The sequence below is a fragment of the Acetobacter lambici genome (genome assembly GCF_011516885.1).
Classification (GTDB): domain Bacteria; phylum Pseudomonadota; class Alphaproteobacteria; order Acetobacterales; family Acetobacteraceae; genus Acetobacter; species Acetobacter lambici.
On sequence record NZ_WOTD01000021.1, the window covers coordinates 24,521 to 36,730 of the forward strand.

Sequence of the window (12,210 nt, forward strand, 5' to 3'; positions counted from 1 at the left end):
GTAACCCCCTGCACGGCATGACTATTTGCATCCGCCCGCCCGAAAGGGCACCATGGGTTTTATGCTGCCACGTGTTTTTACCTGTGCGGACCAGCGTGTCTGGCGCAGGGCCTTTTCCCTTATCGCTCTAGGCGGGCTGGCTGTGCTGTCCGCCTGCGCGGGGCCGGGCAAAACATCGTACAATGCTCCGGGTTCGGCCCTTAACCCGTGGGGACCATATATCCACGAAGCCTCGGACCGGTTTTCCGTCCCTCAGTCATGGATCCGTGCTGTCATGCAGCAGGAATCGGGCGGCCACCAGTATATGAACGGGCATCTGACCCGCTCGGCACATGGTGCGGTCGGGCTTATGCAGATCAAGCCGGACACTTACTCCGAGCTTGCCCAGCGTTACCACCTTGGCTCCGACCCCTATAACCCGCACGACAATATTATGGCCGCCACCGGTTACATACGCGAACTCTATGACCGTTTTGGCTCGCCCGACTTCCTTGGCGCCTATAACTGTGGACCGCAATGCATGGAAAATTACCGCTCACGCGGGACACCCCTGCCCGGCTATGCCCGCACTTACATGGCCGCCATTACCCCCCACCTGAACGACCCCGTGCCCCCCAGTTCCCTGCCCGTGCAGTCCGAGCCCACCTTGGCGCCAGAACAGGTGGCCCCGGTGCAGGTGGTCCAGAACACGCCCCAGCCCTATGGCCCGGCCAGCGCCCCCCCTATGGAGGATGACACACTCCCCCCGCCCTCCGCCGGAGCAGACAGCTCCCCCCCACAGGTGGCAGACGACTCCGACCTCCAACCCGCCAGCTACCAGCCCGCCACGTACCGGGCCGTCAGTACGGCCCCCCTTGCCGGGTCGGGCATTGTCTGGCGACCTGCGGGGGCTACGGGCAACGCCGTTATCCAGATCGGGGCTTTTTCCACCCCTGTGCGGGCCATGCATGCCATTGCCATCGCCCGGCAGTCCTCCCCCGCACTCAGCCACGCCCAGAACCGGGTGGAAAAGGTTACACCCGCCGGGCGCGCGCCGGTCTGGCGTACACGGCTTGCGGGGCTTCCCTCCGGGCAGAGCGACACCATATGCTCGACCCTGCGGCAGCAGGGACTTTCCTGCGTTGCCATAACACCCTAAAATATTACATGACTGTTAAGTTTACTTTTTGCTAAAACCTTCTTTTTACAGGGGAATACTAAAACAATTTTTTTCTGACCGGCGTGAATAATTTTAATGTTCGTGACCGGTACCTAATACTGGTAACCAACGGACCCTTCTGCCCATGCACGCCCCCCCCGATGATAAAGGCGCACAACCAGACCGCCCCCTGCTCAGCATTTCCCTGCTGGGGCACATGCGCGTCCTGTCCAGCACGGGGCTTTCGCTTTTACCCACGGGCACCAAAACCAAAGCACTTCTGGCCATTCTGGCCCTGTCCAACCGTCGGCCTGTAGCCCGCACACGGCTTGCCGAACTGCTCTGGAGCAAACGGGCACCCGAACAGGCGCGCGCGTCCTTAAGGCAGGAAATCCACCGGCTGATGGAGATCCTCCATCCCCTTGGCCCGGAGGTGCTGGACGTACAGCGCCATACACTGGCCATACGCCCCGACCTGACCGACATTGACACCGAGCATGTGCTCCGCACCACACCCCAGACGGTCATGGACCTGCCCGACCCCCTGCCCCCGCTGCTGGAGGATCTGAGCGCGGTAGACCCCGGCTTTGCCGCATGGCTGGAGGAAGAGCGCAACCGCCTGCTTGACCACAAGATTGCCCAGCTTGAGGCCCTGCTGGCCAGCACGCCAGCCCCTGCCACAGTTATGGCCGCAACACGCAGGCTGCTCCGCCTGAACCCGCTGAACGAGGGTGCATGGCGCGCGCGCATTCTGGCAGCCATGCACAGCAAGGAGGAAGGTACCGCCTTACTGAGTGCGGAAACCTGCCTCCGCACTTTTCAGGACGCCATTGCCACCACACCGGGGCAGGAGACCATGCGCCTGATTGCAAAGCTGCGGGCTACACACCTCCAGAACACGCAGGCAGCCCAGCACTCACTGCCCCCATTGCCCCAAACGCCCACCCCCGCGCAGGTGGTGGCGGACGAGTCCCTGCGTATGCTCAGCGCCACGGTGTTTCTGGCCTGCGCCCAACAACAGGGCGACACGGAGAGCATGGCTCTGGCTGAGCAGTTCCGCAGCGAACTTGGGCTGGACCTGGCCATGCACGGCGTACTGGACGTGAGCGTACAGACCGAGCGTTTTGCCGCGTCGCCTTTTCAGTCGCTCCCCGCGCGGGGGCGGTGGGACTTTCTGATCGGTATTACCATAACCGGGGGGAGCGGGTCTGCGCTCACGTGTCTTTTGCAGGCGTTTGACACCCGCCTGAACGATACGATCGTATGGGGCCACAGGCTGACCCTGACCCCCACCACCTTGCCCGCCCTGTCCAACCGTTTTGCCGCCATGCTGATTCTCAGCCTGTTCAAAACCGAAGCGCGCAGAATGGCCAGCACCCCCGTGGCCGAGCTTTCCCCCTTCGGGCTGGGCCTGCGGGCCTTTACCCTGAGCATGCGCGCCGATCCGGGCCTGTACCACACGATTGAACACCTGCTTGATGAGGCGGAAAAACGCGCGCCGGAAAACCAGTTCCTGTTTTTTGTCCATGCGCATTACCTGCTCATCCGCATGTATGATGAATGGCATACCCCCGTGGCCGACTACATCCGGCCCATGATCACCATGCTCAAGCAGAATTTTGCCCTGTTCCCCGGCAATATCGCAACCCGCTACCTGCTGACCGCCGGGCTGTTTTACGCCAACCAGCCTGATGAGGCGCGCTTCCTGCTCGCCCAGATGCACCTGAGCCTGCCCACCGATTCCCCCGTAAGCATGCTGGCCCTGCCCGATGGGCTGGACGCCCTGTGCCGGGGGGACGCCGTGACCGCGGCCCGCATCTACACCGATTTTTTTAGCATGACCTCCACCGTGCCGCTGTTTAGTGCTCCCGATCAGGAATTTATTCTGTCGTGTTTTCTGGCTGACCAGTATGAGGAAACCCTGCTCCACGCACGCGGCATTCTGGCGACTTCTCCCGACCGTTCGGCCATTCTTGTCCCCGCACTTGCCGCGGCCAACATGCTGGGCCACCAGTCTTTAGCGCAGGATTACCGCCAGCGGCTGCACCGTTTGCAAACCCCGCTCACCCTCTCCGCCATGGAGGGGCACTATGCCTATCTGCCCCTGTTTATGCGGCAAAAACTCTACCGCGGGCTGCAACTGCCCCTGCCCTGAAGACGCCACGCACGCCCACACCAGAGCAGACAGGCCACGCAGACGCTTGGCGGAAAAGAGTTGAAAGGATATGAAGACGGACAGGAACACCTGTGCCGCCAGCCAGACCTGACTTCTTTTTTATCCGGCGGACCGGGAAAGACGGATACCCAAGTGCCAAGGAGCCACATCAACGCCATGCTTCGCCGTCTCATGCCCAGCCATGCCGCTGCAAGTCGCCCCCACCCCATGCCTCTTGGCAAATGGATGACCACCGCCACCGCTCTGGCCGGAGTCAGCCTGCTGAGCGCATGCTCACTCTTTGACCACTCCCAGAATGGTATTACCGCCCCGCACAACCACCTGCTGGTTGAAGACCGCGGCGCATCTGGTGGAGAAGCCAGCCTGAAAGGGGGCGTCAACGCCTACCTCTGGCGCGCAGCACTTGATACGCTCTCCTTCATGCCCATAGCCACGGCCGATGCGGAAGGCGGGCTGATCCTGACGGACTGGTACACCCCCCCCGCCACACATGATGAGCGGTTCAAAATTACCGCCTTTGTGCTGGACCGCCGCCTGCGCTCGGACGCGCTACGCCTGAGCGTGTTCCGCCAACTCAAACAGGATGGCACATGGGTGGATACCCCCCCCGCCCCCAACACGGCGTCCGATATTGCCACGCGCATTCTCTCCCGCGCACGCAAACTCCGCGCCGATAACGGCAACCAGGACTAACACCCCCGGCTCCGGCCGTGTTCGTCCTTGATTTTCCTTACAGCCTGCAAGCGTAGATCCAAATTCCATGTCCCAGCCTTCCAGCCCATCCCCTTCCTATGACTTTAACGCAGTTGAGCCAAAGTGGCAGAAGGCGTGGGAAAAAGCCGATATCTTTACCGTCCCCGATGTTCCTCCGGCGGATAAGCCCAAATATTATGTGCTGGAAATGTTTCCCTACCCCTCGGGGCAGCTCCACATGGGGCATGTGCGCAACTATGCGCTGGGCGATGTCATTGCCCGCTACAAGCGCGCACGCGGCTTTGCGGTGCTTCACCCCATGGGCTGGGACGCCTTTGGCCTGCCGGCGGAAAATGCCGCGCGCGAGCGCGGCGTGCACCCGCAGGAATGGACGCTCAACAACATTGCCGCCATGCGCGCCACCTTGCAGCGGCTCGGCTTCTCCCTCAACTGGGACCGCGAGATCGCAACCTGCCTGCCCGACTATTACGGCAAGCAGCAGAAGCTGTTCCTCGACTTCATGCACGCCGGGCTGGTGGAACGGCGCGAAAGCTGGGTGAACTGGGACCCGGTGGACCAGACCGTGCTGGCCAACGAACAGGTCGTGGATGGCAAGGGCTGGCGCTCTGGCGCACCAATTGAGAAGAAAAAACTTTCCCAGTGGTTCCTGCGCATTACCGACTTTGCTCAGGACCTGCTCGATGGGCTGAAAACGCTCGACCGCTGGCCCGAGCGGGTGCGGACCATGCAGGAACGCTGGATTGGCCGCTCCGAAGGGGCCAAGCTCACCTTCTCGCTGCACGAACCCCCTGCGGGGCTGGACACCAACCTGAACGCGGTGGAAGTGTTCACCACCCGCCCGGACACGCTGTTTGGCATGTCCTTCCTTGCCATTGCCCCCGACCACCCGCTGGCCCAGTGGGTTGCGCAGGGCAACCCGCAGGCTGCCGAGTTTGTGGCCGAATGCCGCCGCCTTGGCACATCGGTCGAAGCTGTGGAAACCGCCGAAAAGCGTGGGTTTGATACCGGCCTGCGCGTGAACCACCCGTTCATGGACAAGAGCTTTCCCATCTGGATCGCCAATTTTGTGCTCATGGACTATGGCACGGGCGCGCTGTTTGGCTGCCCATCGGGCGATCAGCGCGATCTGGACTTTGCGCACAAATACAACCTGCCGGTTATTCCCGTGGTCCTCCCCGAAGGGCAGGATCAGGCAGACTTTGCCATTACCACCAACGCCTATGCGGGCGATGGCACCATGATCAACTCCGGTTTTCTGGATGGGCAGACCACCGCACAGGCCAGCAAAAGCGCCATTGAACGGTTGCAGGACCTTGGCGTGGGGCAAGGTGTTGTCAACTGGCGGCTGCGGGACTGGGGCATTTCGCGCCAGCGGTACTGGGGCTGCCCCATACCGGTCATTCATTGCTCCACCTGTGGCGCGGTGCCGGTACCCGACGAGCAACTGCCCGTCAAACTGCCCGAGGATGTCACCTTCGACAAGCCGGGCAACCCGCTAGACCACCACGCGACATGGAAGCACACCACCTGCCCATGCTGTGGCAAGCCCGCCACGCGGGAGACCGACACGTTTGACACGTTCGTGGACAGTTCGTGGTATTTTGCCCGCTTTACCGCCCCCCATGCCGCCACCCCCACAGTGCGCGAGGCAGCCGATGGCTGGCTGGCCGTGGACCAGTATATTGGCGGGATCGAGCACGCCATTCTGCACCTGCTCTACGCACGCTTTTTTACCCGCGCCATGCACCGCACCGGCAACCTGAATGTGGATGAGCCGTTTGCGGGCCTGTTTACGCAGGGCATGGTCAGCCACGAAAGCTACAAGGACAGCGCAGGCCACTGGCTGTACCCCGAGGAAGTGGAGCGCACGCCCGAAGGCGTGGTCAAACGCGGCACCACCGACCCCGTGACCGTGGGCCGGGTGGAAAAAATGTCCAAGTCCAAGCGCAACACAGTGGCCCCCGTGGCCATTATCGAACGCTTTGGCGCCGATACAGCCCGCTGGTTTGTCCTGTCCGACAGCCCACCCGAGCGGGACATGGAATGGACCGAGGCCGGTGTGGCCGGGGCCGCGCGCTTTGCCCAGCGCCTGTTCCGCACCGTATGTGGCGTTGCCGCCAGCGTGCCTGCCAACACCCCATGCCCGGCGGATATCGACCGCAAGGCCGACACGCTGCGCCGCACCACCCACCGCACTCTTGCCGCCGTGACCGAAGCGCTGGAAAACTTTGCCATTAACGTGGCCGTTGCGCGTATTCACGAACTGACCTCCGCTCTGGCGGATGCGGAAAAAACCGCCAGTGTTGCAGGCATGAACTTTGCCCGGCGCGAGGCCGCGCGCATTCTGTGCCTGCTCTGCGCCCCCATGATGCCCCATCTGGCCGAGGAAATGTTTGCAAGTCTGGAACCCGGCGCGGGCCTTGCGGCAACACAGGCATGGCCTATGCCCCAGCCCGACCTGCTGGCGGCAACGCAGGTCACCATAGCCGTGCAGATTCTGGGCAAACTACGCGGCACCATAGAGGCCCTACCTGATGAAGACCCCGCAGCCGTGCTGGCTCGGGCGGAGGCCGAACCCAACGTGGCGCGGCTTCTGGAGGGCAAGCGCATTGTCAAACGCGTGCATGTGCCCAACCGCATTGTAAATTTTGTAACGGCAGGCTGATGACCCGGACCCGCTCCCTTTTTTCCCTTTGCAAGGCCACACTGGCCGCAACCGCTCTTATGGCAGCCCCCCTGCTGCTGAGCGGGTGCGGGTTCAAGCCATTATACGGGGAGGAAAAGGGCGGGGTTGATGTGTCCGCCGAGTTGCAGGACATTTACGTTGCCAATATTCCGCAGCGTTTTGGCCAGCAGCTCCGGCTCGCACTCCAGAGCCAGATGGCGGCTGACGGGCCAGAAGATCCCCACAAATACAAGCTTGTCGTCCAGCCCACCATCAGCGCCGAAGCCATTGATATTCATGGTGACAACACCACCGGGCGGACCCGTATGCTGGCCACTGCGCGCTGGCAGCTCCTGACAATTGAGCAGACCCCCCAACTGGTCACGCAAGGGTACACCCAAACACTGGACGGGTACACAAATACCTACGAACAGTATTTTGCCCAAGCCCTGAACATGGAAAGTGTTCGCGGCCGCGTGGCGCAGGCCTTGGGGGAACAGGTTACGCAACAGGTGGCCACGTGGTTTAAAACCCACTCCACCCCCGCCGCCATACCTGACGACCAGCCCAAAACATTCTATCCCTCGCCCAACGTCATTTCCGATACCGACAAGGGTGCCCCCATGGAGCAGGAAGGCGCAGACGCCATTCCGGACATGGCGACCGGGCGCGCGCCCATCGACACCGGTGACTGACCACCAGATGGGCTGGTCATGAAAATAGATGCCCGAGGCACCCCCCGTGTTCTGAACGACCCCGGAGCATGGCGCGTCATCCTGCTGCATGGGGAAGATACAGGCCTGATCCGCGAACGCGCGTTACAGGCCACGCACCGGCTGGCAGGCACGCTGGACGACCCGTTCCGCATTGCCCTGCTGGACCGGGAAACCCACAACAGGCTGGAAGAGGAAGCAACCGCCCTCTCCCTTATGGGTGGTCGCCGCGTTGTGCGTGTGCGCGATGCCTCGGACGCGCTACTCAAGCCTGTTGAGCATGTTCTGGCCCAGAACACGGACACGCTGGTCATACTGGAGGCACCCGGCCTTGCCTCCCGCTCCAAGCTGCGCCAGCTTATGGAAAAACAGCCCCAGTGTGCCAGTATTGGCTGCTACCCCGAGGAAGGGCGCAATCTGGAATCCTCCATTACCCAGATGCTGGCCGCCCATCAGGTCAGAATTGATGCAGATGCCCTGCACTGGCTGGCGGGCAGGCTGGGTGCTGACCGTGCGGCTGCCCGCAGCGAGGTGGAAAAACTGGCCCTTTACGCAGGGGACACAGGCACTTTGGCGCTAGAAGACGTGCGTGCGTGTATTGGCGATGCAGGTAGCGTATCGGTCGAAGATGCAGCCTTTGCCGCAACCGAGGGCAACCGGACAGAGACCGACACGGCACTCGAACGCGCTCTGGCGGAAGGGACCGTCCCCATTGCCATTATCCGCGCCTTTATGGGCCATATGCACCGCCTGCGCCGGGTCCGTGCCGCCATGGCTGCGGGGCAGAGCCGGAGTGACGCGCTTAAAACTCTGCGGCCGCCTGTGTTTTTCAAACGCACGGCAAGCTTTGGCCGCGCGCTGGAGTTCTGGTCCCTGTCCGCACTGAGCAAGGAGCTTGCTGCACTTCAGGCGCTGGAGTTGGCCTGCAAGCAGACGGGAGCCCCCGATGTGCTGCTCTGCCGCCGCCACATTGCCACCCTGGCGGCCCGCGCGGCCCTGTACAGCCGCCGCTAACTCCTGCTTTTCCCCTTGTCCGGCGGGGGGGCATTCAGTATACAAAAAGGGTGTGTCCGCGTAGCTCAGTAGGATAGAGCACAGGATTCCTATTTAATTGGGCACCATAACTGGAAACACTATGGTGAATCCGCTCAAAGTCGGGGAACGCTACGGCCTGCAAGGGCCTTGCCAATCCCGAGCCAAGCCGTTCCTTATGAACGGAAGGTGTAGAGACTGGACGGGCGGTGCCTAAAGACCTGCAAACACAGGTCTATGGTAAAGGGACAGTCCAGCCCACAAACGCTCCGGCAACGCAGCGGCAGTGAAAGCTGTAGTGGGATGAATCCTGGGGCCGTGGGTTCGAATCCCGCCGCGGACACCAACACACACATTCCCCCTTTTTCTGCCATGACAAATGCCACCGCAACAGGTGCCTGCGTGTGAAAAAACCTGTTTGTATCTTTATGAACTCAAAATCCCGCCGCCTCATCTGCGCGTGCTATGCGCCAGAACACAAAGAGCCGCCATGCCGGGAAAATTCATGTTAAGTATTACCTGACAAGTTATGAAATACTAAACAATTTGCACCTGAAAAAGCGTGTCAAAAAAAAGTTATTACCCCATTCCACCTTGCCCACACACAGAAATGATGCTCTAAAACAGTCTATTATATCTTTGCTATAGAATGTTTGAGCCCATCCAGCATTCTGAAAGGTGACACATGAAACGTGTAGCTGAAAGAATATTGTGTAGCTCTCTCATTTTACTCACAAGTGGCTGCTATAGTATTGGAAGTTACAAACTAGGAAAAGACCAGGACCAATACGCAAGTTCCATGATCGAAGCCAGTAAACGGCAGACACTTTCCAACTTGGTACGCCTGCGTTATGCCGATACACCCGGCTTTTTGGATACAACACAGCTCATATCGGGTTACCAGTTACAGCGAAGTGGTTTTCTTGGTGTTGCATCAGACACTTTTCCCATCCGCCCCAATGGGGGTATCGCCGCACAGTTGCAGGAAAGCCCGACTTTTACTTTCCAGCCCGTAACGGGTGATGCCTACGCTCATAATTTTTTACGCCCCCTGCCCCCCGCCAGCCTGCTGCCGCTGGCCATGGGTGGCCTGCCCATAGATGTGCTGTTGCGCCTGTCTGTGCAGTCTATTGATCTTATGAGTAATAACCGACCATTTTCGCGCAATTCGGGCGATCTTGATGCCGAGATCGATGCTCATAGCGCTGATTTTTTCAGCCTGCTGCATGATCTGCGCCTTTTGCAGGCTGCGGGCTTACTGAATATCCAGTTGCAGCAGACACCCGGAGCGGGTGGAAAAGAAAGCGAAAACAATCGTGTTTTCATGAGCATTTCCTCAACAACAGACCCGCACCTGTCCGCTCTTGTTGAAAAAACCAGAAAACAGCTCAACTTCTCGCCCAAATACGACCGGATGGAAGTTGTTTACGGCGTTGGTGCCCCCAGTCCGGGGCAGATCAAAATGCTGACCAGAAGCATGTTGAGCATTCTTGGCCAGATTGCCTACCAGATTCAGATCCCTGAGGACGAAGTCTCATCCGGGAATACCCGTAAGTCTGTTGATAATGCCGGTAGTACTGGGGGCAAATCCCTTATAGATGTCCATTCGGGCCACAAACAGCCAGACAATGCGTTTGTGGCCATTCTGTACGACCATTATTATTACTGGATTGATCGCGGAGATTTTGAGAGCAAACTGGCTTTTACCATTACCCAGATGCTTCTTGAGTTGTCCAAAACAACCCTGAACCCCGGAGCCGTAGTGACCATTCCCGTCAACAAATGACGGAACACTACGGCCGCACACCACCCCACCAAAACAAACTTATTTTTCTTCAGTTTTTCACAAAACAGGAAAAATCTTCATGACGTCCAGCACTCCTTGCGATCAGCCTGCGCGTTCGCTTATCAGCACTTCTCTGGCAACGCCCGCCCTGCGCGCGGACCGGTGGCTTCTGGTCCTTGACCTTGCACGCAAATGGTCTGCGGCCAATGGGGCAGACATTAAAAAAAGCCTTTCCAGTTCCTTAGAAAAACTTGACGAGGTTGAACGGTTTTTTGCCTATCCGGGCGCGCAATTGCTCGACCGGCTTAAAAGCTGCCTGAGCGATGATGACAACAAGGCCTTCCTGCGCCTTGCCCAGCGCATTTCCACCACCATTGTGTCGCGCAAATACCACCGCGATGCGTCATCTTGGAACATGGATGACCATGAGGATGAACCCCTCAACCGCCTGCCATAGGCCATAACGCACCTTAAAAACACGCCGTATTTTGAGGTCCTGAGCGTTGTGCCGCACGCGCCCTCGCGCTGGCCGCTCATTCAGGAAGAAGCGCGCGGTGTGCGCCGCCCTGAAGACGACTTTATCTACCAGCCGGTTATTGTCGGCAACGCACAGGATGCGCTGACCGGCATCCTGCTGAACCCCGATATTGGGGCTGTGGTCCTGTACGAAGGCTTTGCCGCGCAAAGCCCGACGGAAAACCCCCTTCTGGCGGTTTTTCAGAGTGTGATCGACTTCTCAAGCATTGAGGATGACGAAACACTTGTGCTCCAGCTTGCACAGGCCATTAAAAAAATCCGCCCGGAAATGGATATCTACCTTCTGAGCGACAGAAATATTGAAACACTGGCCGGTAAGCCCGAAAGCCGGTTTTTCAACCGTATTTTCTACCAGATGGAAGAACCGTTGGAGTTGCACCTTTCCATTCTGGAAGGCATTCGCAACCGCTACAGAACGCCTTTTTTTGACAACCTCAAACGCTATGCACAGCGCCCTATTGCCACCTTCCATGCCCTGCCCATAGCACGCGGCAAGTCGGTCTTTACGTCCAACTGGATCAGCGACATGGGCGAGTTCTACGGCCCCAACCTGTTCCTGGCCGAAAGCTCCGCCACAACCGGTGGGCTGGACAGCCTGCTGGAGCCAACCGGCAACATCAAGGACGCGCAGGCCATGGCGGCGCAGGCCTTTGGGGCTGACCACGCCTTTTTTGTCACCAATGGCACGTCCACCAGCAACAAGATGGTGCTACAGGCCCTGCTGGCACCGGGCGACATTGTTATTCTGGACCGCAACTGCCACAAATCTCACCATTACGGGTGTGTGCTGGCCGGTGCGCAGCCTTACTATGTGGAAGCCTTCCCGCTTGTGGAATACTCCATGTATGGTGGTGTGCCCCTGCGCACGATCAAGCAGGCGCTGCTGACGCTCAAGGCCCATGGCGACCTTGCCCGCGTAAAAATGGTCGATCTGACCAACTGCACATTTGACGGCCATGTTTATGATACGCGCCGGGTTATGGAAGAATGCCTTGCCATTAAACCGGACCTGATCTTTTTGTGGGATGAGGCATGGTTTGGCTTTGCGCACTGGTCTCCCCTGCTGCGCCAGCGCACCGCCATGGGGGCCGCCGCCGCCCTGACCGAATCCCTCGCCCGGCCTGAAGCTCAAAAGGCATGGGACGAACAGGCCAGCACACTGGGCAAAACCCCGGATGATGAAACCCTGCTGAGCACGCGGCTGGTTCCCGACCCGCGCGCGGTGCGGTTGCGGGTGTACCAGACCAACTCGGTGCACAAATCCATGTCCGCGCTGCGGCAGGGGTCCATTGTTCTGGTCAAGGATGTGGACTTTGAGCATGTGGAATCCCAGTTCCACGACGCGGAAATCTCACAGAAGGGTTGTACATCGGGTTAGATTATGAAAAAGTCTGTTTTGCACAAAAGAAATTTTCGTAAGCTATAAGAAAACCCGATGCAGACAGAGTG

At 59.5% G+C, this 12,210-nt stretch carries 9 protein-coding genes; all 9 read left to right on the forward strand.

The window, feature by feature from the left end; all coding sequences use genetic code 11:
- Window positions 1–61: 61 nt before the first annotated feature.
- Window positions 62–1,138 (forward strand): transglycosylase SLT domain-containing protein, encoded by a 1,077-nt coding sequence (locus tag GOB86_RS10145; RefSeq protein WP_165992217.1) that lies wholly within the window; start codon window positions 62–64, stop codon window positions 1,136–1,138.
- Window positions 1,139–1,283: 145 nt separating this feature from the next.
- Window positions 1,284–3,293, forward strand: a complete 2,010-nt coding sequence (locus GOB86_RS10150) for an AfsR/SARP family transcriptional regulator (RefSeq protein ID WP_165992218.1) — start codon at window positions 1,284–1,286, stop codon at window positions 3,291–3,293.
- A 177-nt stretch (window positions 3,294–3,470) separates the two neighbouring features.
- A complete protein-coding gene (locus GOB86_RS10155; protein WP_165992219.1) occupies window positions 3,471–4,007 on the forward strand; it encodes a DUF3576 domain-containing protein in 537 nt (178 codons plus the stop codon).
- Window positions 4,008–4,074: 67 nt separating this feature from the next.
- Window positions 4,075–6,693 (forward strand): leucine--tRNA ligase, encoded by a 2,619-nt coding sequence (gene leuS / locus GOB86_RS10160; RefSeq protein ID WP_165992220.1) that lies wholly within the window; start codon window positions 4,075–4,077, stop codon window positions 6,691–6,693.
- The gene (locus tag GOB86_RS10165; RefSeq protein WP_165992221.1) at window positions 6,693–7,388 is read left to right on the forward strand and encodes a hypothetical protein; all 696 of its coding nucleotides are present in this window, start codon (window positions 6,693–6,695) and stop codon (window positions 7,386–7,388) included. The genes leuS and GOB86_RS10165 overlap by 1 nt, the downstream gene beginning before the upstream one ends.
- Before the next feature lie 18 nt (window positions 7,389–7,406).
- Window positions 7,407–8,420 (forward strand): DNA polymerase III subunit delta, encoded by a 1,014-nt coding sequence (gene holA, locus GOB86_RS10170; protein WP_165992222.1) that lies wholly within the window; start codon window positions 7,407–7,409, stop codon window positions 8,418–8,420.
- Window positions 8,421–9,237: 817 nt separating this feature from the next.
- Window positions 9,238–10,224 carry a hypothetical protein gene (locus GOB86_RS10175; RefSeq protein WP_242012594.1) on the forward strand — a complete coding sequence of 329 codons (987 nt, stop codon included), beginning with the start codon at window positions 9,238–9,240 and terminating at the stop codon, window positions 10,222–10,224.
- 79 nt (window positions 10,225–10,303) lie between these two features.
- The gene (locus GOB86_RS15885) at window positions 10,304–10,681 is read left to right on the forward strand and encodes a hypothetical protein (protein ID WP_198912034.1); all 378 of its coding nucleotides are present in this window, start codon (window positions 10,304–10,306) and stop codon (window positions 10,679–10,681) included.
- Window positions 10,682–10,729: 48 nt separating this feature from the next.
- Window positions 10,730–12,139: a PLP-dependent aminotransferase family protein gene (locus tag GOB86_RS10180; protein ID WP_198912035.1), complete on the forward strand. Its 1,410-nt coding sequence runs from the start codon at window positions 10,730–10,732 to the stop codon at window positions 12,137–12,139.
- Window positions 12,140–12,210: the final 71 nt, after the last annotated feature.